This window comes from Microbacterium nymphoidis (assembly GCF_021044885.1).
Lineage (GTDB): Bacteria > Actinomycetota > Actinomycetes > Actinomycetales > Microbacteriaceae > Microbacterium > Microbacterium nymphoidis.
The window spans coordinates 1,214,188-1,239,689 of sequence record NZ_JAJNOD010000001.1; the positions used below are offsets into that span (position 1 = coordinate 1,214,188).

Annotated in this window: 26 protein-coding genes and 1 tRNA gene; 10 read left to right on the forward strand and 17 right to left on the reverse strand. The window is 68.3% G+C overall.

All coding sequences use genetic code 11. From position 1 onward, the window contains the following. Nucleotides 1-192 precede the first annotated feature (192 nt). Complete coding sequence (locus LQ566_RS05735; RefSeq protein WP_231090646.1) at nt 193-2,484, forward strand: acyltransferase; 2,292 nt, start codon at nt 193-195, stop codon at nt 2,482-2,484. A gap of 338 nt (nt 2,485-2,822) precedes the next feature. On the opposite strand, the gene LQ566_RS05740 is transcribed toward LQ566_RS05735, so the two are convergent. From LQ566_RS05740 to LQ566_RS05750, 3 genes are all read right to left on the reverse strand, one after another. After that, the gene (locus LQ566_RS05740) at nt 2,823-4,556 is read right to left on the reverse strand and encodes a DEAD/DEAH box helicase (RefSeq protein WP_231090647.1); all 1,734 of its coding nucleotides are present in this window, start codon (nt 4,554-4,556) and stop codon (nt 2,823-2,825) included. Nucleotides 4,557-4,734: 178 nt separating this feature from the next. Beyond that, nucleotides 4,735-5,535 (reverse strand): SDR family NAD(P)-dependent oxidoreductase, encoded by an 801-nt coding sequence (locus LQ566_RS05745; protein ID WP_231090648.1) that lies wholly within the window; start codon nt 5,533-5,535, stop codon nt 4,735-4,737. Between the two features lie 404 nt (nt 5,536-5,939). After that, complete coding sequence (locus tag LQ566_RS05750) at nt 5,940-7,265, reverse strand: MFS transporter (protein ID WP_231090649.1); 1,326 nt, start codon at nt 7,263-7,265, stop codon at nt 5,940-5,942. An 85-nt stretch (nt 7,266-7,350) separates the two neighbouring features. Here LQ566_RS05750 and LQ566_RS17625 point away from each other — a divergent pair, with 85 nt between their 5' ends. Beyond that, nucleotides 7,351-7,719, forward strand: coding sequence for a LysR family transcriptional regulator (locus LQ566_RS17625; protein WP_308070549.1), 369 nt, complete (start codon nt 7,351-7,353; stop codon nt 7,717-7,719). Beyond that, a complete protein-coding gene (locus LQ566_RS17630; RefSeq protein ID WP_308070757.1) occupies nt 7,671-8,195 on the forward strand; it encodes a LysR substrate-binding domain-containing protein in 525 nt (174 codons plus the stop codon). The genes LQ566_RS17625 and LQ566_RS17630 overlap by 49 nt, the downstream gene beginning before the upstream one ends. On the opposite strand, the gene LQ566_RS05760 is transcribed toward LQ566_RS17630, so the two are convergent. Beyond that, nucleotides 8,196-8,582, reverse strand: a complete 387-nt coding sequence (locus LQ566_RS05760) for a hypothetical protein (protein WP_231090650.1) — start codon at nt 8,580-8,582, stop codon at nt 8,196-8,198. It lies immediately after the preceding gene. A 122-nt stretch (nt 8,583-8,704) separates the two neighbouring features. Between LQ566_RS05760 and LQ566_RS05765 the strand changes: the two genes are divergently transcribed. Beyond that, nucleotides 8,705-10,687 (forward strand): hypothetical protein, encoded by a 1,983-nt coding sequence (locus tag LQ566_RS05765; protein WP_231090651.1) that lies wholly within the window; start codon nt 8,705-8,707, stop codon nt 10,685-10,687. Nucleotides 10,688-10,699: 12 nt separating this feature from the next. Here the strand turns inward: LQ566_RS05765 and LQ566_RS05770 are convergent, their stop codons facing one another. Further along, entirely contained in the window at nt 10,700-11,560 is an 861-nt protein-coding gene (locus tag LQ566_RS05770; protein ID WP_231090652.1) for a PhzF family phenazine biosynthesis protein, read from the reverse strand. A gap of 25 nt (nt 11,561-11,585) precedes the next feature. Further along, nucleotides 11,586-12,338: a DeoR/GlpR family DNA-binding transcription regulator gene (locus LQ566_RS05775; protein ID WP_231090653.1), complete on the reverse strand. Its 753-nt coding sequence runs from the start codon at nt 12,336-12,338 to the stop codon at nt 11,586-11,588. A 49-nt stretch (nt 12,339-12,387) separates the two neighbouring features. On the opposite strand from LQ566_RS05775, the gene LQ566_RS05780 reads away from it, so the two are divergent. Together LQ566_RS05780 and LQ566_RS05785 are read left to right on the forward strand one after the other, a co-directional pair. Beyond that, the gene (locus LQ566_RS05780; protein ID WP_231090654.1) at nt 12,388-13,089 is read left to right on the forward strand and encodes an NUDIX domain-containing protein; all 702 of its coding nucleotides are present in this window, start codon (nt 12,388-12,390) and stop codon (nt 13,087-13,089) included. Between the two features lie 65 nt (nt 13,090-13,154). Further along, on the forward strand, nt 13,155-14,198 hold the full coding sequence (locus LQ566_RS05785) for an NAD(P)-dependent alcohol dehydrogenase (protein ID WP_231090655.1): 1,044 nt from the start codon (nt 13,155-13,157) through the stop codon (nt 14,196-14,198). A 62-nt stretch (nt 14,199-14,260) separates the two neighbouring features. Here the strand turns inward: LQ566_RS05785 and LQ566_RS05790 are convergent, their stop codons facing one another. After that, nucleotides 14,261-15,079 (reverse strand): SDR family NAD(P)-dependent oxidoreductase, encoded by an 819-nt coding sequence (locus LQ566_RS05790; RefSeq protein WP_231090656.1) that lies wholly within the window; start codon nt 15,077-15,079, stop codon nt 14,261-14,263. A 237-nt stretch (nt 15,080-15,316) separates the two neighbouring features. On the opposite strand from LQ566_RS05790, the gene LQ566_RS05795 reads away from it, so the two are divergent. After that, nucleotides 15,317-15,541 (forward strand): ABC transporter permease family protein, encoded by a 225-nt coding sequence (locus LQ566_RS05795; RefSeq protein WP_231090657.1) that lies wholly within the window; start codon nt 15,317-15,319, stop codon nt 15,539-15,541. Between the two features lie 61 nt (nt 15,542-15,602). Here the strand turns inward: LQ566_RS05795 and LQ566_RS05800 are convergent, their stop codons facing one another. Beyond that, nucleotides 15,603-16,604, reverse strand: coding sequence for an aldo/keto reductase (locus tag LQ566_RS05800; RefSeq protein ID WP_231090658.1), 1,002 nt, complete (start codon nt 16,602-16,604; stop codon nt 15,603-15,605). Between the two features lie 254 nt (nt 16,605-16,858). On the opposite strand from LQ566_RS05800, the gene LQ566_RS05805 reads away from it, so the two are divergent. Then, a complete protein-coding gene (locus tag LQ566_RS05805; RefSeq protein ID WP_231090659.1) occupies nt 16,859-17,833 on the forward strand; it encodes a serine hydrolase domain-containing protein in 975 nt (324 codons plus the stop codon). A 58-nt stretch (nt 17,834-17,891) separates the two neighbouring features. On the opposite strand, the gene LQ566_RS05810 is transcribed toward LQ566_RS05805, so the two are convergent. After that, nucleotides 17,892-18,683 carry an SDR family NAD(P)-dependent oxidoreductase gene (locus LQ566_RS05810; RefSeq protein ID WP_231090660.1) on the reverse strand — a complete coding sequence of 264 codons (792 nt, stop codon included), beginning with the start codon at nt 18,681-18,683 and terminating at the stop codon, nt 17,892-17,894. 115 nt (nt 18,684-18,798) lie between these two features. Here LQ566_RS05810 and LQ566_RS05815 point away from each other — a divergent pair, with 115 nt between their 5' ends. Then, complete coding sequence (locus tag LQ566_RS05815) at nt 18,799-19,293, forward strand: MarR family winged helix-turn-helix transcriptional regulator (protein ID WP_231090661.1); 495 nt, start codon at nt 18,799-18,801, stop codon at nt 19,291-19,293. 72 nt (nt 19,294-19,365) lie between these two features. Here LQ566_RS05815 and LQ566_RS05820 read toward each other — a convergent pair whose 3' ends face one another. Further along, nucleotides 19,366-19,929 (reverse strand): Fic family protein, encoded by a 564-nt coding sequence (locus LQ566_RS05820; protein WP_231090662.1) that lies wholly within the window; start codon nt 19,927-19,929, stop codon nt 19,366-19,368. Here LQ566_RS05820 and LQ566_RS05825 point away from each other — a divergent pair. Further along, nucleotides 19,922-20,116, forward strand: coding sequence for a hypothetical protein (locus LQ566_RS05825; RefSeq protein WP_231090663.1), 195 nt, complete (start codon nt 19,922-19,924; stop codon nt 20,114-20,116). The two genes, LQ566_RS05820 and LQ566_RS05825, sit on opposite strands and share 8 nt — an antisense overlap. 16 nt (nt 20,117-20,132) lie before the next feature. Here the strand turns inward: LQ566_RS05825 and LQ566_RS05830 are convergent, their stop codons facing one another. From LQ566_RS05830 to LQ566_RS05860, 7 genes are all read right to left on the reverse strand, one after another. Further along, a complete protein-coding gene (locus LQ566_RS05830) occupies nt 20,133-21,515 on the reverse strand; it encodes a restriction endonuclease (RefSeq protein WP_231090664.1) in 1,383 nt (460 codons plus the stop codon). A 66-nt stretch (nt 21,516-21,581) separates the two neighbouring features. Next, the gene (locus LQ566_RS05835) at nt 21,582-22,199 is read right to left on the reverse strand and encodes a GIY-YIG nuclease family protein (protein ID WP_231090665.1); all 618 of its coding nucleotides are present in this window, start codon (nt 22,197-22,199) and stop codon (nt 21,582-21,584) included. Between the two features lie 69 nt (nt 22,200-22,268). Next, on the reverse strand, nt 22,269-22,445 hold the full coding sequence (locus tag LQ566_RS05840; protein WP_231090666.1) for an Lsr2 family protein: 177 nt from the start codon (nt 22,443-22,445) through the stop codon (nt 22,269-22,271). A 142-nt stretch (nt 22,446-22,587) separates the two neighbouring features. Then, nucleotides 22,588-22,675, reverse strand: a tRNA-Ser gene (locus LQ566_RS05845). 65 nt (nt 22,676-22,740) lie between these two features. Then, nucleotides 22,741-23,499: an iron ABC transporter ATP-binding protein gene (locus LQ566_RS05850; protein WP_231090667.1), complete on the reverse strand. Its 759-nt coding sequence runs from the start codon at nt 23,497-23,499 to the stop codon at nt 22,741-22,743. Further along, nucleotides 23,496-24,470, reverse strand: a complete 975-nt coding sequence (locus LQ566_RS05855; protein WP_231090668.1) for an iron chelate uptake ABC transporter family permease subunit — start codon at nt 24,468-24,470, stop codon at nt 23,496-23,498. Before LQ566_RS05855 ends, LQ566_RS05850 begins: the two co-directional genes overlap by 4 nt. A gap of 10 nt (nt 24,471-24,480) precedes the next feature. Continuing rightward, nucleotides 24,481-25,467 carry an ABC transporter permease gene (locus LQ566_RS05860; RefSeq protein ID WP_231090669.1) on the reverse strand — a complete coding sequence of 329 codons (987 nt, stop codon included), beginning with the start codon at nt 25,465-25,467 and terminating at the stop codon, nt 24,481-24,483. Nucleotides 25,468-25,502 lie beyond the last annotated feature (35 nt).

Here is a 25,502-nt window from a genome sequence, read left to right on the forward strand (position 1 = left end):
TCCCTTTCAACCCCCAATTGGTCTCATAACCTGCACTCCCGCAATCTCCTTGGCGCAGTTTCTGAGACCACCCCGGCCAGCGGTCTCAGAAACTGCGCCGCCAGCACTCCACACCGACATTCGGTGAGACCATCCGGCGGTGTTCCGCCTCTCGGCAGGCCACCGATCCCCACCGAACCACGGGAGCGCATCATGACCCCCACCGAGCCCGCGGCTGTGCCGCCCGCTGGCGCCCGCCCCGGCGGCGGCGCCGATGAATACCCCACCGGCGGCGACACCGTCGGCGCACACACCACCGGTGACACCGTCGACCCACGCATCAGCCACGACACCGTCGACCCACGCACCACCGGCGACACCGTCGACCCACGCATCAGCCACGACACCGTCGACCCACGCACCACCGGCGACACCGTCAACCCACGCACCAGCCAGGACACCGTCGGCCCACGCACCACCGGCGGCCCAGTCGGCACACACCCCCCGCGCGGCGTCGGCATCGATCCGGTCGAGTACTCGCCGTGGGAGTTCGCGGCGAAGGCTCGTCCCTCGACGCGCGAGACCCAGCGCCTTCTGCAGGAGGAGCTCACCGCGCGCCCTGAGACGCATCTCGGAACCGGCGTGTTCGTGTCCTCGCTCGCGTCGGTCGACTGCGAGGCGCTGTCGCTCGGTGATCGCACCTATGTGGCGGCCGGCGCGTACATCACGGGCACGATCTCCCTCGGTCGCGATTGCAGCGTGAACCCCTACACGGTGATCCGCGGGGACGTCCGCATCGGCGATGCCACCCGCATCGGTGCGCACACATCACTGCTCGGCTTCAACCACACGATGGCCGATCCCACGGTCGAGTTCTTCCGCCAGCCGCTGGTGTCGCGGGGCATCGAGATCGGTGATGACGTCTGGATCGGCTCCCACGTGGTGGTGCTCGACGGCGTGCGGGTCGGTTCGCGAAGCGTGCTCGCCGCAGGTGCCGTGGTGACGAAGGACGTACCGGACGGCGCGATCGTCGGCGGCAACCCGGCGCGATTCCTGAAGTGGCGGATCGCACCGGAGGGCGAGTCGGATTCCGCCGACACGTCGACATCGAGCGGAGCAGACCCCGCCGCGTCGTCGCCATCGAGCGGAACAGACCCCGCCGCGGCGTCACCATCGGGCGACCCACGCCTCAGGGAAACGTCACCATCAGGCGGCGTTGGTGCCCCCGAAACATCACCATCAGACAGCGCTGACACCCCCGAAACATCACCATCAGACGGCGCTGACACCCCCGAAACATCACCATCGAACAACGCAGACCTCGCCGAGACGTCAAAGTCGGGCGGCGTCGAGGCCCGACGCCACGCCGACTTCGCAGCCGCCGTCGCCTCGGACGGATCAGCCGCGTCAGTATCGGGCGCCCTCGGAACTGCCCGCACGGAGCACGTCGCCGCCGAAGCTGTGGGTGACGGGACGTTGCGGGTCCGCCTGGCCGCGTTCGCGAACCGAGCCCGCGCAGAGGCCCGCGACGTGCTGGATCGTGCGTGGGACGGGAAGCGATATGTCGACCGGCCCGGAACCGCACCGACGGTGCGCGCGTGGTGCGACGCGATCGAGATCGCCGATCTGCTGCTGGGCGACGTGCCGCCACAGAGCGATCGTGATGCACTGGTACAGCGGCTGCGGGGCTGGCAAGATGCGGCGACGGGTGCCGTCCCGCCGCTCGATGCAGCCGGGGTCCCGCTTCCTGCGTCGTGGTCCGATGAGGATGCCGCGTACCACGTGCTCGCCGTCGGCTACGCGCTGGACCTGCTGGGGTCCTCTTTCCCCCACGAACTTCGACTCGCCTCGGACCTCACGCCCGATCGTGTGCCTGCTCTGGTCGAGGGTCTTCCCTGGCAGTTGAACGCCTGGGGCGCCGGCGCGTGGATCGACGCCTACGGCACGGCGCTGGTGTGGGAGCGGACGGTCCCGGCCGGCACGTCGGACGCGTTGTTCGGGGCGCTCGCGCGCATCGCGGATCCTGTGTCGGGCGTCTGGGGATCGGCCCGCGATTCGGATGGACTCCTGCAGCCCGTCAACGGGTTCTATCGCGCCTCACGCGGCACATTCGCGCAGCACGGGCGACCGCTCCCCTACCCGACGGCGGTCGTGGACACCGTTCTCACCCACGTGACGGATGAGCGCTTCTTCGCCGCCGGGCGCCTCAATGCCTGCAACGTGCTCGACGTGGCCCATCCGCTGTGGCTTACCCGCAGCACCGGTCACCGGGCGTCGGAGGTCGCCGCGATCGCCCGTCAGCTGCTCGACGCGGCCCTCGGCATGTGGCAAGACGGAGCGGGGATCCCCTTCGCGGAGTCGCCCGCCGCCGGAGTGTCCGCTCCCGGCTTGCAGGGCACCGAGATGTGGCTGTCGATCGTCTGGTACCTCGCCGACCTTCTGGGCGCATCCGACGCGCTGGGATATCGTCCTCGCGGAGTCCACCGCCCCGAGCCCCGCCCCTGACCTGCTCCCGCACCGCCCACAGCGCGAATGGTGCCGACGGTGCGGCGACGGTGTCCCGAAAGGAGGAGATTGTCGCCAAATCCGCATCAAAATCGGTGCCTACGTCCTCATCTGGCGACAATCTCCTCCTTTGGCGTCACGCCTCCGCGCCGTTCTCAGGCGACGCCGAAACCACGCCAACACCGCACCGACGCCACACCGCCATCAACGCCGCACCACGCCAGCACCACACCCCACCAACACCAGCACCACACCCCACCAACACCAGCACCACACCCCACCAACACCAGCACCCCCACGGAGAACCGTGGGGGCGCTGTCACATCGATGGGCGGGACTCAGCCCTGCGGGCGCGAAGCGCGACGGCGGCGCGGTGCGTCGGTGCGCTGCGGCTCGCCGGCCGGACGCTGCGCGCGGCGCGAGCCGTCGACGGGGCGCGAGGGGGCAGAGCCGGGCGTCGACGTGGAGTACACGGCACCGCCGGACGAACCACCACGACCGGCTCCGCGACCAGCGGCGCTCCCGCCACGACCCTGGCCGGCGCGGGAATGCCCGTTGTCCTGGCCACGACGCGCTTCACCGCTCTGACCACGACGCGACTGACCGGCATCCTGTCCGCGACCGGACTCCCCGGCCTGCCCGCGGCGTGCATCGCCACCCTGGCCCCGACGAGACTGGCCGCGACCACCCTGCCCGGCCGGGGTCTCGGTGCGCTGCGCGTCGCCGCCCTGACCGCGGCCGCGACCACCACGGCCACCTCGGCGGGACCCGCCGCGCGCGGACTCCGCCGCTGCTTCCGCGACGGTTCGCGTGCCGGCGGATTCGGCGCGGCCACCGGACTTCTTCTTACCCTGCGGCTGCTTCGGCGCCACCGGCTCGGGGGCACGATACGCGGCCTTCTCGCCCACCAGCTCTGCGACGACGGCCGACGACGCGTCGGCGTTCTCGAACGGAACGCGGATGGACGCAGCTCGAAGGACGTCGCTGGCGTCCTTCTTCTGCGTCGGGAGGACGAGCGTCGCCACCGTGCCCGAGGCACCGGCGCGAGCGGTACGACCGGAACGGTGCAGGTACGCCTTGTGCTCGGCGGGCGGATCGACGTGGACGACCAGCTCGACGTCGTCGACGTGCACGCCACGCGCCGCCACGTCCGTCGCGACGAGCACACGCACGCCACCCTGCTCGGGCTCGGCGGAGAAGGCCGCCAGATTGCGCTCGCGGGCGCCCTGCGACAGGTTGCCCTGCAGATCCACCGCGGGGATGCCGGCCGCGGTCAGCTGCTTGGCCAGTTTCTTCGCGTGGTGCTTGGTACGCATGAAGAGGATCCGACGGCCCGTGCCCGAGGCGAGCTCGCGCACCACCCGGGTCTTCTCCTCGGCATCGGCGATGAGCAGCACCCGGTGCGTCATCTCACCGGCGGGCACGCTCAGCTCGTCGACCTCGGCGCGAACCGGGTCGGACATGAAGCGGCGGACGAGCTTGTCCACCCCGTTGTCCAGCGTCGCGCTGAACAGCAGGCGCTGAGCAGTCGCGGGCGTTGCGGAGAGGATACGGGTGACGCCCGGCAGGAAGCCCAAGTCGGCCATGTGGTCGGCCTCGTCCAGCACAGTCTCCTCGATGCTGCCGAGGTCGACGTGTCCCTGCTTCATCAGGTCTTCAAGACGACCCGGGCAGGCCACCACGATATCGGTGCCGGCACGCAGCTTCTGCTCCTGCGGCTTCTGGCTCACGCCGCCGAAGACGGTCATGACGCGCAGGCCCACGGCGTCGGCGAGCGGCGTCAGGGTCGCGGCGATCTGGGTGGCGAGCTCACGCGTGGGAGCCAGCACCAGACCGCGCGGACGCCCGGGCGTGCGCGGGCGGCGGGACTCGGCCAGGCGAGCCACCAGCGGCAGCGAGAAGGCGATCGTCTTGCCGCTGCCCGTGCGGCCGCGGCCGAGGATGTCACGGCCGGCGAGCGAATGAGGGAGCGTCGCGGCCTGGATGGGGAAGGGCGAAGCCTTGCCGTCAGCGGCCAGAACGTCCACGAGCGGAGCGGGCACGCCCAGCTCCAGGAAGGAGGAAGTCATCATCTGCTTTCATCGTGCGATATCGCACGGGTGTCATCGTGCGACAGGCGCACGGGAACCGGCCCGCAAATGCGGCCGGCAAAGTGTGGGGATCATCCGCGAACGCGGAGGAGACCCCACGACGTTACCACGCGCACCTGAACGACGGCCCGTCCACGATGCGCGAGCGCGTGAGGTGCCCTCAGCCGCGCGCGATGGCGCGGCGAGCAATCCGGGCCAGGACGGGTCGCATCATCGGGAGCACGATCCCCGGCACCGTCAGCACCACGCGGGTGAGCGCATCGGCCGTGATCGTGCGCGAGCCCCGCTCCACGCCACGGAGCACGATACGCGCGACACGCTCCGGGCTCTGCGGAGCGATACCGGCGGAGATCGCCGCGGTCTCAGGGGGCTTGCGCAGGTTCTCGGCGTCGAACCCCGGGGTCTTCGTGTCCGGGGGATACAGCACGCCGACGCGCACGCCCCGCGACTCCACCTCGGCTCCGACCACGGCCGCGAGGAGCGCGACGGCCGCCTTCGCTGCGCCGTAGGCGGCGTACCCGGGCACTGGGAGCACGGCTGCGGTGGAACTCGTGACGACCACACGTCCCGCGCGGCGCTCGGTCATCGCGGGGAGGACGGCGCGCAGAACGTTCACCGTGCCGAGGTGATTCAGCCGCAGTTGATCGGCGAACTCCTGCTCCGCCACCTCGAGGAACCGGCCCGGGAGCGCTGCGCCGGCGCAGTGGACGAGCACGTCGATCGGCCCGTTCGTCTCGATCGCCGTCGCGACGGCTGCGCTCACGGCGCCGGAATCGGTGACGTCGGCGCGAACCGCGAGCGCACCGATGCGTGCTGCGGCGGACGCCAGGGGTTCGGCTCGGCGGCCCAGGATGCTCACCCGAGCCCCGCGTTCCCGTGCCGCCGTGGCGACGGCGTTCCCGATGCCCTCGGATCCCCCCGTGACCAGCACGTGCCGTCCATCCCACTGCCACCGCGTCATGCGCTCATCCTCCCACCGCCCTCATCCTTCGTCCCCTCGCTCGCCTTTCTCCCCTCTCCCCTCTCGTGGGACGTCCGTCTGTGGGTGAGAGTCCATGCATCGCGGCGATTCTCGCCCACAGCGGGAAGCCTCGCGGGATCACGAACCGCGGCAGCCCCCGAAGTGCGACGGAGGCACGAAAGCAGCCGCGGGGGCGACACCGCGCGCGGCGCGGACGCGAAGCACGCAGAGCGAAACGCGAACACGCGGAGCGAGACGCGAACACGCGGCGCGAGCGGATCAGTCCGCAGCAAGGACGCGACGCCAGACGCGACGACACGAAGACACGAAGACACGAAGACACGAAGACACGAATGTGAGGATCACTCCGCGGCGAGGATCCGGCGCGAACAGGCAGCGTGGGATCAGTCGACCGCGAGAACCCGCGGCGTGTGCGGCGGGCGCGGGCCGCGCTGTCGCCGCAGGCCGATGGTCGCCGCGACCGCGATGCTACCCGCAACCGCCAGCGGCACGAGCCCGGTGATGAGGAACGTGGTCTGCCCGCCGAGCGCATCCACCGACCAGCCGGTGAGCACCGCGCCGAGCGCCTGGGCTCCGGTGGCGCACATCATGTAGAGCGACACGACGCGGGCGCGGATCGCGCCGTTGGTCGACAGCTGTGTCAGTGAATCGTTGGCCACCATGAACATGAGCCGGGTGATGAGCGCGGCCACCATGGCCACGATGAAGAGCGCAGGAGTCGGGGCGAATCCCGTGACGGCCCAGATGGCGCCCGACACGGCAAGCAGCAGCGCGTTGTCACGCATGCGCAGGCGCCGACGCCGCGCCGCCAGCAGCGACCCGATGAACGCGCCGAGGGCTGCCATCGCCTGGAAGAGGCTGTAGCCCGCCGAACCCAGATCGAACTCATCGCGTGCGGCCCATCCGAACAGCACCGACCCCGTCAGACCGAACAGCGCGAGCACCGTGATCAGCAGGAGCGAGGCGCCGATGTCGTTCTTGCGACGGACGTAACGGATCGCCTCGCGGATCTGGCCGCGCTGGGCGCGCACCTTGATGGCGGGATGCAGACGGTCGCGACGGATGAGCAGCAGCCCGATCACACCGATCACGGGGCCGACCGCCCCGATGATCATGGCCCAGCCGGCGCCGAGCCCCGCGATCGCGATGCCGGCCACCGCAGCGCCGATGATCCCCGCGCACTGCTGAACGGCCGCGTTGAGTCCCATCGCATTGGCCAGGCCCCGGGTGCCCACCACCTCGACGACGAACACCGCCCGGCTCGGCCCTTCGAACGCCGCGCTGATTCCGACGAGCAGCGACGTGAGGATGATGAGGCCGACCGAGGCCGTGCCCAGCACAGCGGGGATGGCGAGCGCGAGGAACGCCCCGACGAGCAGCAGCTGGACGGCGATGACGGTGCGCCGCGCAGAGAAGCGGTCCCCGACGACGCCGCCCCACGGTGCGAGAAGCATGGGCGGCAGCAGCTGGAACGTCACCACGAGGGAGATCAGCGCCACGTTCCCGGTCAGCTCCACCATGAGCCAGTCGGTCGCGATCCGCGCGAGCCACCCGCCCGCGGAGGATGCCGCAAGCGCGCCGGTGTACCAGCGGAAGTTCGGCACCGTGAGGGAGGCGAAGGTGGCGCGCAGCGTGGGCCGGGCGGCCAGCACGGGGAGCGGTTCGGTGATCGGGTACGCACCGGGATAGCTGCCCGTCGGAGCTGACATGACCTCCACCGTACGCAGCCCCATTCCATCACGTAACGACATGAGGTAGATATGTGTCATCACGTTTGGTGATGAAAGGGAGCAGATGTACGACCCCGAACTGCTGCGGTGTTTCGTCGCCGTCGCCGAAACGCGCAGCTTTTCTGCCGCCGGTCGCCAGCTCGGCGTGGGCCAGCCGACCGTGAGCGGCCGCATCCGTCGGCTCGAGCAACAGGTGGACCGCGTGCTCGTCGCGCGTGACACGCGCAGCGTGGCTCTCACCGACGACGGCGAGGCGATGCTCGGGTTCGCACGCCGCGCACTGGCGGTCCTCGACGAGGCGCACGCGTTCTTCGCCGGCCCGCGGAGCGCACGCGCATCCGTTTCGGCACCGCCGACGACCTCGCCCTCACGCACCTGCCCGGGATCCTGCGTGACTTCCGGCGCCGCAACCCGCGCGTGGACGTGGAGGTGACGGTCGGTCAGTCCGCCGCGCTGGTGCGACGCCTCAAGGCCGGAGGGCTCGACCTGGTCTATGTGCGTCGTGAGCCGGGGATCGAGGATGGACGCGTGGTGCGCCGGGAGCAACTGATCTGGGGTGCGCACCCGTCACTGCGATTCGACGCCGAGGAGCCGGTCCCGCTGGTGACCTATCCACGCCCCAGCCACTCACGCCAGTCCGCCATCGACGCTCTGGAGGAGGCCGGACGCCGCTGGCGCACGGCCTGCACCGTCCGCGACATCACGGGCGTGCTGGCGGCCGTGCGCGCGGCGCTCGGGGTCGCGGTCTTCCCGGCGACGATGATGCCCGGCGACCTGGAACGGGTGGACGGTGCACTCCGATTGCCACCGCTGGGCGTACTGGAGTTCGCGCTCCTCGATGATCCGGCCGCCTCGCGCCCCGCCGTGGAGGCGCTGAGCGCGGCGATCACGTCGAGCCCGCTCGTCTGATCAGCCCTCCGTGCTCGGGACCATGGAGGCGTGATGCAGGTGGAGCCAGGGGTAGTCCCTCAGCAATTCGGCGCAGAACCGGTCGACGGGCGGATACCCCACCGCGCCGATCCACAGCGTGTACGGGAGCGGATCCGGATGCCCGACGGGAGGCAGCCACTCGACAGCCCACGCCCGCAGCGCATCGGCGAGCACTTCACCCGGCCCCGGCAGCCGCCCACCGGACGCGGGGGCAAGGTCCTGCCGTACCGACAGCGGCATGATGCCGGCGGGACCCGGCCAGCCGCGGAGGAGAATCGGCCCGGTGCTTTCGAGGAACACCTGGCCGTAGCCGTCCTCGGGGAGCGCAGCGAGAAGCCGGTTCAGCACCGGCACATCACCGGCCACCCCGGCCAGAATGAAATGATCTCCGTGAGCGCTATGCATAAGGTAAGGCTAACCTAACTTAGGCTCGCAAGCGAGGACGAGGAGCAATCTGCTTAAGTCGGTACAGACACAGGAGGCCCCGGATGACGGTTCACCAGAGGATCGCACTCATCGAGTCCGCGATCGACCACGACGACGTCTCCTCGCTGGTCCACGGTGCTGACCGGCTGCGCGAACTCCTGGCGTCCACGCCTCCCGCGGAGGCTGTGCCCGTCCTCCTCTCGCTCTGCCCGCTGGTGCATGACCTGGAGTCGTACGCGGAACTCGCCTCCTGTGCCGCACAGATCGCCACGTCACCGCACGCCGGCACACGCGAGCGACTCTTCGGTCAGTACTGGGCCGAGAACGCCCGTGCGCACCTCACCGGCGACAGCCCGATCCCGGCATACCTGCACCTGCTCACCGCGATCGGGGACGACTCCTCCCCGGAGCTCACCCGCCTCGGCAACCGCCTGTGGAATCCCGCATTCCACAGGTGGCGGCCCCGCGCTTTCCTCGACGGCTATCTGCCGTGGGCCGCCGCACGCTTCCCCTCCGCGAGCGACGAAGATCGAGAGGTCATCATCTCCCGGGTGCTGGATCGCGTGGACGATCTCGACGATCCGGTCGAACGGATCGCGGTGGTCACCGCGCTGCTGTCGTGGCGGGGCCTGGACGATCCGTACTGGCGTCTGGGCCTGCGCCGACGACTGGCCGACGACGCGGCCGCGCAGGGTGATAGCATCCTCGCCCGCCGTACCTACCTGCAGCTCGCAGACGACGCAACCGCCGCCGGTGAGCTCGCGGCCGCGGTGTCCGCGCGAGTACAGGCGGCACGCACAGCCCGCGACGCCGGCGAACTGGAGGTCGCCATCCAGGAGCTGGAGCACATCGGCGACATGGCCGTGCCACACGATCATGACCACCGCCTCGCCATCGCGAACGCGCGGCTGGTCCTGGTCGACACACTGGTCCTCCACGCACCCGATCGCGGTGCCCGCGAGGGCGAAACGATGTGGCGCGACCTCGCCCACTCCCCGTCGGATGAAATCGCGCACCTCGCGGGCCTCGCCCTGGCACGTTCGTGGAACGAGCTGGATGCCCGCTCCCGGCGGGAGCGCGCCACCCGCATCCTCGCGCGCTTCCCCGCTCCCGTCACCCCCGAGATCCGCACGCTGATGGTGATGGCGCTCAACACCCGCACCCGCGCCGTGAGCGAGCTCGGTGATGACGCGCTGGCCCTTGTGGATGCCGAGGCCGCACACGCGCTGTGCACGACCGAGGTGCCAGACTTCGTCCGCGCCACCACCGACCGCAATCGCCTGGCGCTGCAACTGCGCACCGGTGACTACAGCGAACGAGACGAGATCTTCGGCGCGGTCCGCAACCTGCTCGATGATGCCGATGCTGCGTCGGCTCGTGGGGAGGCCGCCGAGGCGGAACGCCTGTACCGGCAGACGTTTGATGAGGCACAGCCGTCGTCAGATACGGCCACGCGCATCGTGGGGCTCACGGCCCTGCAGAACTGGACAGTCGACCTCCTGAACGCGCGAGAGTATGCGCGGGCCGCGGAGATCGCCCGGCTCAGCATCGAATCGGCGATCGTCGACGGCGGCGTCGGGACCGAGCTGCTGGCGCAGGCCTGGCTCCAGTTCGGAAACGCCGTGAACCGGCTGGCCGATCGCGCCATGGCCCGGCACGCGTTCCGGCAGGTGATGACGATCGCCGCCGACGCCCCCAGCCCCGCCCTGACGGAGCTGGGCTCGCAGGCGGCGTGGAACGATGCGGTTGTGATCGACGACGGGTCTCAGCCACACGAGGCACTGGCCGCCTATGCGCACGTCATCACGCGGGTGACGGCCGACTCGCCCCTCTCTCAGCAGCGCCGCGCGGCGAAGGCGTTGAAGAACAGCGCCGTCGTGTTCGCAGGCGAACTCAATCGCCCACAGGACGCCGCGGCGGCGTGGGCGCGGCTCGCCGAGCGATACACGAACCATACCGACCCTGAGCTCGCACGACTGGTCGCCGAGGCGCAGCAGCACCTGCCGAAGTCGGCCTCACGCGGGGGCTTCTGGCGCCGCCGCTGATTCCCTTCGGCGTCAGGGCATCGCCTCCAGCGCGCCGGTGGCGACCATCACCACATCACCTCCGACACGGACATTGGTGAGAGCATCGGCTGCCCCCTCCGGGCGGACCGTGCTACGGCTCGGGCGGCCGGTGAACCGCCCCTGCCGGAGGGTGAACTCCTCCCCCACCGGCACGACGACATGCCGCGCGAGGTAGCCGCCCACGCATCCGGCAGCACTCCCCGTCGCCACGTCCTCCATCGCTCCGTCGTTGTTCCAGTGGCGACCCTCCAGCGCCTCGACGTCGAGCAGGTAGGCGAATTGGGCTCCGTGGCGGCCGATCAGCTCGGCGAAGTCGTCGCGCACGATCCGCGCCCGGTCCAGGCCCCCGCGCACGGGAACGATCAGATACCGCAGACCGGTAGACATGACCTCCAGGGGAAGATCGGCGAGAGCTTCCAGGTGGAGCGCCGCGGCGATCTCCTCGCGATCGGTTCCGCCCACGACACCGAGGAACTGCGGCGCCCCCTGGTCGAGCTCCACCCGGTAGCCGCTCGTCGTCGACCGCGTGGTGAGGGTGACGGTGCGATCCTTCAGGCGGAATCGCCAGTGCAACGCCCCCTTCGCCCCGCGCGACTCGTGCAGGACCGCGGCGGCGCCCAGCAGCGGATGACCGGCGAAGTCCAGCTCCTCGAACAGATCGAAGATGCGCGCCTCCACCACGTTGTCCTCGCTCGGTTCGCCGAGGAAGATCGTCTCGAAGTGGCGAAGCTCCTGGGTGATGACGAGCATCTGCTGCGCCGACAGCGCAGGACCCCCGGGAAACACGGCCAGGCTGTTGCCTGTGAAGGGACGGGTGGCGAACACATCCACGTGCCGGTAGGTCACAGTCATGATCGGATCCTTCGTTCGAGCCGGGTCAGGCGGGGAGGATGCGCACCCGGCGACGGAGCAGTCGCATCGTATCGGCGTCGGGGTCCGCATCGGTGATCACGCCGGACACCTCGCTGAAATCCAGCACGCCGAAGGGTGAGGCGGTGCCGATCTTCTCGGCCGAACCCAGCACATACGTCTCCGCCGCCCGTCCTGCGAGCGCGCGTTTCATCGCAGCCTCATCCGGGTCTCCCGTGGTGAGCCCGGCATCCGGATGAACGCCGGTGACGCCCAGCAGGAACAGGTCCGCCGCCACGCGCTGCGCCGCCTCGATCGCCGCTGCCCCGCTCGCCACCGCGGAGTGCTTGAAGAGCCGGCCGCCGAGAATGAAGACGTCCACGCGGGGGTGGCTGACCAGCGCGGCCGCGACGGTGGGGCTGTGCGTCACGATGGTGCACTCCAGCGCGGGCGGGAGGAGAGTCGCAACGGCGAGCGCGGTGGTGCCGCCGTCAAGGATGACGGTGCTGCCCGGGTCGATCAGCCCCACGGCTGCAGCCGCCACGCGCCGCTTGCCCTCCGCGGCGATGAGGGTCCGACCGGCGTAGTCGGCGACGGCCGGCGACACCGGAACCGCGCCACCGTAGACGCGCTGGCACAGTCCCTCCGCTGCGAGATCCCGGAGATCGCGCCGGATGCTGTCCTCTGACAGGCTCAGCCGCGCAGCGACGTCTTTCGCCACGATCTTCCCCTCGCGGCGCAGGATGTCCAGCAGGTGATCACGACGTTCCGCGGCAAGCATCCTCATCCGTTCTTTCACGTTCTTGCACGTTTTATCCTATTCTAGCGCGATGACTTCAGACGCACGGCTTCGCCTCACCCCGGGAGCGGGAATCCCAGATAGACGCGGACGCACCGGACTCGACGCCACAGGCCGCGATCTCTCGCGCAACCCCGACGTGCGGGTCCACGACGTGGAGGTCACCTCCGATGGGTGGCACGTACTGCGGCGCACGACCTTCGACTACCGGCGGCGTGATGGCGCCTGGTCCACGCTGCAGCGGGAAACCTATGACCGCGGCGACGGAGCGACCATCCTGCTCTACGACGAGCACCGGGACACGGTTCTGCTCACGCGCCAGTTCCGCTTCCCGGCCTACGTGAACGAACACCCCGACGGCATGCTCATCGAGACCGCGGCAGGCCTGCTGGACGGCGACGATACGGAGACGGCCATCCGGCGCGAGGTGGCCGAGGAGCTCGGCGTCGACGTCGGAACAGTCACCCCGGTGTTCGCCGCGTACATGAGCCCGGGATCGGTCACGGAGCGCGTGCACTTCTACGCCGCTCCATACTCGCGCGCCGATTGCACGGGCGAGGGTGGCGGACTCAGGGAGGAGGGCGAGGACATCGAGGTGGTCGAGCTGCCCCGCCACGATGCCCTCGCGATGATCACCGACGGACGCATCGTGGATGGCAAGACCATCATGCTGCTGCAGTGGTGGGAGCTCCAGCGGAGAGCAGCCGGCCCTCCCCTCTCATCCCGGGAATAGAGTGAAAGAGCGGGATCCGGCACCCCCGTCTGCCGGGCCGCAGCTGCTGCATCAGGAGGTTCACCATGCGCGCTGTCGTCTTCGAGAACTACCAGACCTTCCCCGTCCTCACCGACGTGCCCACGCCCGCTCCGGGGCCGGGCGAGGTCCTGCTGAAGGTGGCGGGATCCGGCGCGTGCCACTCCGATGTCGCGGTGTACCACGACTTCACCGCTGACGGTCCGGGCTCCATCACCCCCGGTTTCGTGCTCGGGCACGAAGTCTCCGGGTGGATCGAGGCTCTCGGAGAAGGCGTCTCCGGCTTCCAGAAGGGCGACGCCTACCTCGTGTACGGCCCGACCGGCTGCGGCCGCTGCCGCATGTGCGCACAGGGCCTGGAGACCTACTGTGAGAACGCCGCCACGAACCCGGCACTGGCCGTGGGCCTCGGCCGCAACGGCGGGATGGCGGAGTACGTCACCGTCCCGGCCCACCACCTGATCCCCCTCGGCGACGCCGACCCCGTGGACGCCGCGCCGCTCTCAGACGCCGCGCTCACGCCGTATCACGCCATCAAGCAGGCGCTTCCGAACCTGGCCGGCGGCGGCAAGTTCGCCCTGGTGGTGGGTCTCGGCGGCCTCGGGCAGATCGCCGTGCAGATTCTTCGCGCCCTCACCGGGGCAACGATCATCGCCACCGACTCAAAGCCGGACGCGATGGCGCGCGCCGAGGCCAACGGCGCCGTCACCGTTCCCGGGGGCGAGGGACAGCTGGAGGCGATCCGCGCGATCACCGGTGGCCGCGGCGTCGATGCCGCCTTCGACTTCGTGGGTGTCGCGCCGACGGTGAACCTGGTGAAGTCCGCCGCCGGCATCGGCTCGCGCATCATCATCGTGGGCATTGCCAATGGCACCGTGGAGTGGAACTTCTTCGGCACCCCGTACGAGTCGACGCTGAGCAGCACCTACTGGGGCTCCCTCTCCGACCTCTACGACGTGGCCGCGATGTACCGCGCCGGGCAGATCGTTCCCGACGTGGAGCGCTTCACCATGGACGATGCGCTCGAGGCATACCGCAAGCTGGAGGCGGGCCAGCTGTCGGGTCGGGCCGTCGTCGTTCCGCACTCCTGAAACGCGGGAGATCAGGACGGCCGTTCACCTCGGGTGGACGGCCGTCTGTGTATGGCGGGACGTCAGGGCGCAGTTTGGTCGTCATGACCCCGGATGTCGGCGGACATCCGGAGATTGCCCGCGGTGAAGCCGCCGTCCACCGTGAGCACCGTGCCGGTGACCCATCGCGCGGCATCGGATGCCAGGAACATCACCGCGGCAGCGGCATCCGCAACCGTGCCGACGCGGCGCAGCGGATACCAGCCGCTCAGACGCGCGAGCACCCCGGGATCAGCCGCGCGTCGCTGCGTCCAGGCCGGCGTCTCCACAGTGCCGAGCGCGACCGTGTTGCAGCGAACCCCGGCCGGCCCGAACTCGGTCGCGATGGAGCGGGTGAGACTCTGCAACCCGCTCTTCGCCGCCGAGTACGCCTCGTTGCCGAGGTGCAGGGCGGCGTTGATCGAGGAGATGTTGACGATGACCCCGTCGCCTCGGCTGATCATCCCTGGAAGTACCGCCTGGGACACGAGAATCGGCCCCATCAGGTTCACGTCGATCTCCCGACGCATCTGCTCGGGCGTCGCCGACAGGAAATCGTCGTCTCCGCAGATCATGGCGTTGTTCACCACGACATCGAAGTCTCCGCGCGCCGAGACCAGCTCGCGCAGACCGGTCGCGTCCGTCACATCGACCGCATCGACCATCACTTCGGGCACCGCGTCCCGTGCGACCGCGGCGGCCGCCGCATTGACTTCGATGACGACCACCTCGGCGCCGGCGGCGGCGAAGGCCTGCGCCGTGGCCAGCCCGACACCCGACCCGCCGCCGGTCACGAGCACGCGCCGTCCGGTGAAGTCGAAGGATGCTTCACCGCGACCTTGACCCGGTTCTGATTCGTCCACGTCGCCTCCTCCTCCCGACGGCGCCGTCGGTGGCGCCATCACCTGTTCCAGCCTCCCATGCCACGGCCGGTGAGACGAGGCCAGGATCGCCTTCGAGAACCCCTCGGGCGCGCTTCGATACGGCAGGATGGTGCGCGAGGTGACCGATGAACCCCGATTTCCGCAGGCTCCTGCCCGGCCAGATCTGCCGTGTGCAGATAGGCTACGCCGAAGCCCGCGCTCGCCGCGCTCGGCATCATGGCCTTCATCTCGGCGTGGAACGAGTACCTGTGGCCCGCGCTGATCATGCGCCAGGGCGACGCCCTCATCCAGGTGGGTGTGCGCAGCTTCCTCACCGCTGAGGGCGACAACTGGGGCGCCACGATGGCCGCAGCGGGCCTCGCTTGTGTTCCGGTGCTGCTGATCTACGTTTTCCTGCAGCGCTATGTGGTGGACGCCTTCGTCAGGTCCGGGCTGAAGTGATTCCCGCGCCACGAACGGTGCCGGGCGGGTTGCGATGCGGCCCGCCCGGCACCGTTCGTGCTCAGGCGGGCTTCGCCGCCAGCGGCTCCAGGCGCGCGAGTTCCTCGTCGGTGAACGGCTCGCCGTCCAGCGCGCGCAGGGAGTCCTCCAGCTGACGCACGCTCGATGCGCCGATCAGCGCGCTCGTGATCGCCGGGTCCCGCAGCACCCACTGGATCGCCAGCTGCGCGAGTGTCTGCCCCCGGGAGGCGGCGATCTCGTTCAGCGCGCGGGCACGCTCCAGGTACTGCTCCGTGATCGTGGACTCGCTGATCCAGCGGCCGGTGGCCGCGCGCGAGTCGCTCGGGATTCCCTTCAGATACCGATCGGTCAGCAGGCCCTGAGCCAGCGGCGAGAAGGCGATCGCCCCGGTGCCGAGCTCGGTCAGCGTATCCAGCAGCCCGGTCTCCTCGACGAGTCGGTCGAACATGTTGTAGCGCGGCTGGTGGATGGTGAGCGGAACGCCCTCGGCTCGCAGCGCGGCCGCTGCCGCACGGGTCTGCTCGGGGGTGTAGTAGTTGGAGATCCCGGCATACAGCGCCTTGCCCTGACGAACCGCCGTGGCCAGCGCACCCATCGTCTCCTCGATGGGGGTCTCGGGGTCGGGACGGTGCGAATAGTAGATGTCGACGTAGTCCAGGCCCAGCCGCTGCAGCGACTGATCGAGGGAGGCGATCATCGTCTTGCGCGAGCCCCATTCCCCGAACGGGCCGTCCCACATCTGATAGCCCGCTTTGGTGGAGATCACGAGCTCGTCCCGGTAGGGGCGGAAGTCCAGCTGGTGGATCTTGCCGTAGTTCTGCTCCGCGCTTCCCGCGGGCGGGCCGTAGTTGTTCGCCAGGTCGAAGTGGAAGATCCCCAGATCGAACGCACGGCGCAGCACAGCACGCTGGATGTCGAGCGTGCGGTCGTCGCCGAAGTTGTTCCACAGTCCGAGGGACACCCGCGGCAGGATCAGGCCACTCCGTCCGGAGCGGGCGGTGTGGATCGTTTCATATCGGGCGGGATCGGCGGTGTAGGTCATAGGTGCCTTCTGGGGATTCGTCGCGTCGACGCTGAACAGCGCGTGTGTCAGCAGGTTATCGACCCCGCCGAGGGTGAAGCCAGGCTCAGCGATGAAAACGCCTCTCGCGTAGGTCTCCGGGCTGCCTTTTCCCTGCGCCATGTCCGTCTGCGGACGGATGTGCACGCACCACCCCTCGTCCTACGGTGGGATGGACCACGCCGGACGAGAAGGAAGCGGAATCATCGATGCGACGTGCGGAGCCATTCGGGGACATGCAGGCGGAGCTTTCGGCGCTGGCGGCGTCCGCGGATGCGGATCTCGCGGTGGCGGTACGCGGAAGCGACGGGGCGTGGATGCAATACGGCTCCCCCGATGCCGCGCGCGCGCGTCGCTTCGAGATCGGATCGGTGAGCAAGGCTCTCACGGGCTCGCTCTTCGGCGTGCTCATCGCCAGCGGTGACGTCGATCCGGATGCCCCCGTCGACGAAATCCACGGTGAGCGGCTCCCGTGGCGAGACACCGCTCCCACCCTCCGCGATCTCGCCACCCATCGGTCCGGACTCCCGAACACGCCGCGCGCCCTCTTCCTGCGTGAGATGGCCACGGCGCTCGGATTCAGCCGGCGCGATCCCTGGCGCGGGGTGACGGCAGGCGCCTATCGTGAGCACCTGCATGCGGCGGCTCGCCGCGCACGCAGCCGCGGTCGATTCGGCTATTCCAGCATGGGGGTCGGCCTTCTCGGCGACGCGCTGGCCGCGGCGACGGGCCTCCCGTTCGAGGAGCTCGTCCGCACACGGCTGCTGGACCCGCTGGGCATGACCCGCACGGGCCTGGATCGACCGGTGACCTGTGCCGACGTCGTTGCGCGCCCGACAAGTCCGAGGGGAGCGGCGCTGCCGTATCTGAAGGACGAAATGCCGGCGGCAGGGATGTACGCGTCGACCATCGGAGACCTGCAGCGCCTCGCCGACGCGCTGATCGACACCGCCCCCGCCGGCGTCGCCGAGGGGCTGCGGGTGGCCACCACCGTGCACCATCACCTCGACGAGAAGGCACAGCTCGGACTGTGCTGGTTCCTCACCGGATCCGGATCCACGCGGGAGATCTCCCATTCCGGTGGTACGTGGGGATCGCAGGCTCAGTTCAGCGTGCAGCCGGCGACGGGAAAGGCAGTGGTGGCGCTCACCGCGACACACCGCCGTATCGACACCTTCGCCGCACGGTATCTCGCCTCCGACGCCCGGTGAGGGATCGAAAACGCACCGCCCGCGCGCCCCGGGGGTGCGTTTTCGATCTCCCACCGCGTCAGAGCATCGCAGTGAGCACGCCTCCATCAGCGCGGAGCGCGGCGCCGTTGGTGGCCGAAGCACGCGGGCTTGCGAGGTAGGCGACGAGGTTCGCGACCTCGTCCGGCTCGATGAAGCGCTCCAGCAACGTGGTGCGATTCTGACCGATGATGGCGGCCTTCATCGCGTCGGCCGGGACGGACCGGGCGTCTGCGGCCGCCGCGACGGACGCAGCGACGCCGTCGGAGAACGTGGGCCCGCCGAGCACGGTGTTCACGGTGACAGCGGTGCCGCGCGTGAGCTTCGACAACCCGTTGCCGACCGCAAGCGTCGCCGCCTTGGTCATGCCGTAGTGCACCATGTCAGCCGGGACGTTCACGCCCGACTCGCTGCTGATGAAGATGATGCGCCCCCACCCGCGCTCGAGCATTCCGCCGAGAACAGCACGAGAGAGACGAACGCCGCTCATCACGTTCACCTCGAAGTAGCGCATCCACTCGTCGTCGGTGACCGCGGCGAAATCGGAGAGGCCGAAGATGCCGACGCTGTTCACCAGGATGTCGACGTCGCCCAGTTGCTGTACAAGCACGTCCACCTGTCCGGCATCGGCGAAGTCGGCCGCGACACCCGCGACCCGTGCCGTCGGGTGTTCGCCGCGCAGCCGGGCAACGGCGGCATCGACGCGGGACTCGTCACGTCCGTTCAGCGTCACGGCGACGCCCTCGACCGCGAGCGCCGCAGCGATCGCGTACCCGATCCCCTGCGTCGATCCGCTGATGAACGCCGTCTTTCCCTGTAGCCGCAGATCCATGATCACTCCCTCATGGCGCTTCGTGAACGCCAGGTTTACTTGCCCAGGAAAGCAAGCTTAGGTCACTTTCACTTTCCTGAGCAAGTCAAAGCACTCCGAGGGCTATCCTTGTCACATGCCTGAGCAACCAATCGCCGCACCGCTGAGCCCGGACGAACTGGAGATCTGGGCGAGTCTCGCCACCGTGCTCGAACGCCTCCCCGCTGCGCTGGATGCCCAGCTGCAGCGCGACAGCGGCCTCACACACTTCGAGCACGGCATCCTCTTCGCGCTCGACTCCGCGCCGGAGCGCACCCTGCGCCTCAGCGTGCTGGCGACCTACGCCAGCTGCACGCTCTCTCGCCTGTCGCGCGCGATCTCCCGACTCGAAGCGAAGGGCTGGGTGCGCCGCGAGATCGACCCCACCGACGGTCGCTTCACCCTCGGCGTGCTCACTCCCGCGGGTCACGACAAGGTGGCGGAGTCGACGCCGGCGCATCAGGCCCTGGTACGCCGGGTCGTGTTCGACACCCTAACGCCGGCGCAGGCGCGCCAGCTGCGCACGGTGAGCACGAAGATCGCGAGCGCCATCGATCCCGCCGAGAGCTGGCACCCACCGGCGGCGGGCTGATCAGCACGAGCACACCCGCCGTCAGCGTCAGTCCCCCCGGCGGGAGATGTGACGTCGGCGCGGGATCGGCGACTACAGCTGCCTCATCGCCGCGGCGATCCGCCGGTCAAGGTCATCGAGCTCGGCCATGAGATCGCTGGCAGCCCACACCCGATCGCGTCTGCGCCCGGTGATCTCCTGGACGATGCCCGCCTCTTCGAGGCTCGCGATCGCGCCATAGAGCTTCGGGGACACCCGTCCCGCGACGCGCTCGACGTCAGCGATGCTCATGACGGGATCGTTGAAGAACGCCGGGATCAGGAGGGCAGCTGTGGATCCGCGCCGCGCCCCCGCCTGCTCCTCCCATAGCCGCGGGAACTGCTTGATCCGCTGCACCGACGCCCTCCCCTCCTCAGCCGCGGCGACAGCAGACCGGAGCATCGGCTCAAGCAGGGCTCGGAGACGACCGGCCCGATAGCTGCCGAGCGCGTCGAAGTAGTCATCGCGACGAGCGAGCAGGCCGCTGCCGACGGGGACAACCGTGTTCCGGGTGACACCGCGGCGTCGGAGGATCGCGCCGATGAGAGCTCGACCGGTGCGGCCGTTGCCATCGCCGAAGGGGTGGATGGACTCGAACTGCGCGTGCGCGATGGTCATCGAGGCGAAGAAGATCGGCCGCAGCTCGACTCAGTTCTACGAGGGATTCGTGCTCGTCGACGGCCGCACCATCAGCATCGAGCTTGATCCGAACTTCGATCAACGGTGCGCGATGGTCCTAAGCGCCTGGCGTGATCCGGCCTCCAACGTCCACGTCCGCTATGCCCTCGGGATCAAGGAGCAGTAGAGGCTCTTAGGCGAAGTCAATCCTTCGCGCCGGTAAGGCCGCCCCCGAAGGCGCGCATGGCCCCCTCATTGAGTAGCCAGCTCGATAGCGTCTGGCGACGGTTGAGTAAGCCGCGAATGTCTTCGAGAGTGATCGCGTAGATGAGGCCTACGTCCTTCACCTGAGCAGACTTGAGGCGTTCGACTGCGGTGGTGTAGAAGCCGTTGGTGGACACGAACACGCCAACTCGGACGGTGGACTTTCGATCATCCATCTTCGACTCAAATATGCGAATCTCAGGGACGCCTACGGGCGTGGACCAGTTCTTGCACTCAACAAACCAATACGGGCTCTTCTGTGCCGCCCAGTATGGGTCAGGAAGGTTGCTCCGCAGAACGAGATCGACTTCCTCTTCCTCAGTGCGGAAGTTCTTCTCAGCCACTACGAGTTCTGGACCCTCAGCGTTGAACAAGGCTTCAACAAGGCGCTCAAGCGCATCGCCACGCTGCTTGTTCGTACTAGTTGATCGGTCCACATTCAGCGCTTCGAGGTGGTCGAGAGCGGCGATCGCTTGACCGAACCAGTATTGCGGCCCCAAGCGACCTTCGAAGTCAGCCAGCACACCGAATAAGACACCAAGGTTACGTGCGTAATCTGCAACCGCTTCACCCGTGCCGGTCCACCATTTATCGACAAAGTCTTGCGCGGATGATCTGTCCACGATCTCGAACTCATCCATACCCCCGCTAAGCGAGTAGCTGACAGAAGTGTCGCTAGGAAGATGAGTCATGAAGACGGTCATGAGAATAGGCCATGCGACGAGCCGAGCCTCACGGAAGAGACTTCCTAGTGCCTCGATGGCTCTCGCGGGAGGGAGCGGGTCTACACCAGCCTCTTGGGCGGCGGAGATGACCTGTGAGATCTGTCCTGTTGATCGTTCGGGTATGTCGCCCCACAGGAACTCGTTCAAGAACAGAGGCTTATCGACCGTTTCATCCAGCCACGACGCCGCAAGGAGTTGTCCGAGTGCAGTCAAGTCATCGTGAGGAGTCGCTTCAGCCTCTTTCTCGATCCGCTTCTCTGCGTCACACCTGGCGTTCTCGATCTTCCCCTTCTTACCCTTCTTGAAGTACTTCTCGGCCATATACATGCCGGTGAGAAGACTTCCAGCGATGCCTCCACCTCGAACAGCACCGTACGCGGCAACGCAAGCGTTCCAGCCGAACCCCTGTGCTTCAAGCACGGCTAGAGCACCCTCCGCGGTGGTCACGAAGTCGACGCTGTCGGGCTGATCCTCGTCGCTGCCACCTTCGATAACCGCATCAGAGGAGTCGAACACGAACCTTGGCAGATCACCGGCTTGCTTGCGGTAGTCGATCAGCGTGCGGTCGGCAACGTCGAAGTAAGTGTCAAACCCCATGGTGGGATGCTAGCGGCGACCGTGCCCGGGGCATTGCTTTCGGACTGCCTGGCTCGTGCTCGTCGGCTAACCGCGGGGCCGCGTCTTGTGATTCACACAGGGATTGTGGGGCTTCGTCAGCGACTTGGAGTTGGTTCGGCACACTTCACCGACCGGTGACCCACAGGCGGGGCACGGGTGAGAGAGGTCCATGAGGGCGTGAAGATCCCGCTCGTAGCCCGTGTAGAAGTCGTCGGTCGTGATGGAACTCGCGCTGTCGATGGCTGCTTCAACCTGCCCCCTGTTTTCGGCGATCAGGCGATAAAAGGCGTCGTGGTCGCGGAGCAACGCCGCCATCATCGCCTCAGGCAACTCTTCACGCAGATAGCGCTGCATCGTTGGGAACGGTCGAGGACCACCGAAGTCACCGTTTAGTAAGAGCACGCCTTCGGCCCGCGCCTCCGCGATGTGGAGCATTTCAAGGTAGTGCAACTCTGTGGCGGTTCGCGCGCTCGCCAGCACTCGCTTCGTAAGCACCTCAGTGCCGTGCTGAGCGATCGCTTCCGTAATGTTCGTCCCGCTGCCGAAGTACGACCGCACATGCTCTGCGTCGAGCCGCGTGCTTTGGCCTATGTAGGACCAGCCTTCACGGTCACAGTCCGTGCGGAAGACGTAGCCCACCGCATCGTGGCCGATGATGCTCATCGGTTCCCCCGAACCTCGCCCGTAGAGAAGGCCTCCGAATCTACCGGAGGCCTTCTTATAGGTGGTGAGTCAGTACTTGGTGCCGTTCGCTTCGTTGTAGGCGGCGATGACAGCCTTCGGGACCGCGCCACGGTCCGACTTGATGAGGTCACGGATCTTCGCCGGCTGTTCCTTGGCCCATGCGCGGATCTCCTTCGACGGAACCGCCTCACGCTTGAGGGGCATGAGACCGTCTGGAGATGTCATCGTCATCATCGTGACCGGCGAGAACGGGCCGTGTCAACACAAAATGTCAACACAAATTCCGGCGCAACACCTCCGCTGACAACGAGAGAGGCGCATGTTTCCGCGGGATTTGACTTCTCAACGGAAACATGCGCCTCAGGAGCGGTGACGGTGGGATTTGAACCCACGGTAGGGGGTTACCCTACACAACTTTTCGAGAGTTGCACCTTCGGCCGCTCGGACACGTCACCGAGATCAAGCTTACGGCACGCGGACCCATGCTCCAAACCAGCAAGAACGCGCCGGGCGCGTCGGGTCAGCGGTAGTAGACGGCCAGGGGGAAATCGCCGTCCGTACGTACCTGCATCGGGGTGTCGAATACGCGCTCCAGCACCTCGGGAACCATGAACTCCGCGGGCGTGCCGACGTGCTCCACATGACCGTCGCGCAGCGCCACCACGCGGTCGGCGTAGGCGGCGGCGAAGTTGATGTCGTGCAGGACGATCACGATGGTGCGGCCGAGGTCGTCGGCCGCGCGGCGCAGCTGCTTCATCATCGCGACGGCGTGCTTCATGTCGAGGTTGTTGAGGGGCTCGTCCAGCAGCAGGTAGTCGGTCTCCTGCGCCAGCACCATCGCCACGTAGGCACGCTGACGCTGGCCGCCGGAGAGCTCGTCGAGATACCGCCCGGCCAGCGGCACGAGATCGAGGAACTCCAGCGCCGCATCCACGGCCTCGCGATCGGCCGCGGTGAGCCGTCCCTGCGAGTAGGGGAAACGCCCGAAGCCCACGAGCTGACGCACCGTGAGCCGGGTCACGAAGTGGTTCTCCTGCCGCAGGATCGAGACCACCTTCGCGAGCTCGCGCGACGGCGTCCGCTGCACGTCGTGGCCGCCGACGCTGGCCGTGCCCGTGGAGGGATCCAGCAGGCGTCCCGCGATGGTCAACAGCGTCGACTTGCCGGCCCCGTTCGGGCCGACCAGCGCGGTCACTCCCCCGGCCGGGATCTCGAGGGTGACGGGACCGAGCACGCGCAGGTCGCCGTAGGACTGGGAGACGTCGGTGAAGCTGATCACATCGACCCCTTTCGCAGCAGGAGGATCACGAACGCCAGACCGCCGACGAACTCGATGATGACGGTCACGAGACCGGCGGCGTTGAACACGTGATGAAGGATGAAGTACGCACCGAGCAGCATCGCAGCGCCCAGCAGGACGGCGAACGGCAGCACCCGCCGATGCTCCTGCGAGCCGGTGAGCTGATACGCGAGGGTCGCCACGATGAATCCGAAGAAGGTCATCGGGCCCACCATCGTGGTCGAGATGGAGACCAGCACCGCCACGATCACGAGCGTCGTGATGACCTCGCGCTTGTGGTTGAGGCCGAGGTTGGTGGCGGTGTCACGCCCGAGCGCGAGCACGTCGAGACGGTGCCGGCGCACGAACACGAGCAGCAGGATCACCGCCACGATGCCGTATCCCACCGGCAGGTACTCCGCGTTCGAGTTGGAGATGTTGCCGAACAGCCGGGCCGCGAGGATGTCGAAGTCACCCGGGATCAGCATGCGCTGCATGAAGCTGGACAGCGTTCCGAATCCGGCGCCCAGCACCAGCCCCACCAGCAGCGTGACATGCAGACTGCCGCGCCGCCCCCCGAACAGCCAGCCGTACAGCAGGGTCGCGAACGCCACCATCACGGCGCTCTGCACCAGCACCTTGGGCACCCCGTCGGTCGCGCTGAGCGCCTGCGCGCCGAGGAAGAAGGCCATCGCCGTCTGGATCAGCACGTAGAGCGCATCGAAGCCCATGATCGACGGCGTCAGGATCCGGTTGCCGGTGGCGGTGTGGAACAGCACCGTCGCGACCCCCTGGCAGGCGGCGACCAGGAGGATCGTCACCACCGTCACCGAGCGCATCCGCACGATCAGCCAGAATCCCTTGCTGCCGGGTTCGGGACCGATGTCCCAGGTCATCACCAGCACCGCGGCGACCAGGACGACCGCCGCCACGATCGCGAACCGCAGGGGTACCGGGACCGTGCGCTTCACCGTCCTCGCCTCAGCCACGGGGACGTCCCTTCAGCAGCAGCGCGATGAAGACGGCTGCACCCACGATGCCGAGGATCATCGACACCGGGATCTCGAACGGGAAGATGATGACGCGGCCGATCACGTCACAGGCGAGCACCAGCGCGGCGCCCCCGAGACCCACCCACGGGATGTTGGAGCGCAGGTTGTCACCGCGCGCCATGGTTACGAGGTTCGGCACGACGAGCCCGAGGAACGGCAGGAAGCCGACGACCACGGTCGTCACGCCCGCGGCGATGGCGACGAGCGCCGTGCCGATGAACACCACGCGCTCGTAGTTCAGGCCCACGCTGGTCGCGACGTCCTTCCCGAGCCCGGCCACGGTGAAGCGGTCGGCGGCGATCCACACCAGCACCACCACGATCGCCACCACCCACAACGACTCGTAGCGACCTCGGACCACGGCGGAGAAGGACCCCTGGAACCACGTTCCCAGCATCTGCAGCATGTTGGTGGAGGCGGCGAGGTACGTGGTGAACGCGGAGACCACGGCGCCGAGCATCATGCCCACCAGCGGCACGATGAGCGAGGACCGCAGCTTGATCCGCCGCAGCACCAGGATGAACAGCATCGTTCCGGCGAAGGCGGCCGCGGACGCCACGATCATCCGCACCGGGATTCCGGCCTGCGGAGCCAGCAGCGTGATCAGCAGCAGTCCCAGCGACGCCCATTCGGTGGTTCCCGTCGTGGTCGGCTCGACGAACCGGTTCTGGGTGAGCAGCTGCATGATGAGTCCGGCCACGCACATCGCCATCGCGGCCAGCACCAGCGAGATCGTCCGCGGAACGCGCGTGATCCAGAACAGCTCACCGCCGAACTCGTCGCGACCGAGGTCGTACGCGCCGACCGACAGCGAGAGGGCGAGGAGCCCGAGAACGCCGATCACCCCCAGGGCCGGGGGGAGCCAGGCAGGCAGTCGCCGGATGCGAGGGGTGGCCGATGGTGCGGAATCAGTCATGCGTTGCGTATCCGTGAGCAGCGGACAGGGGCCGC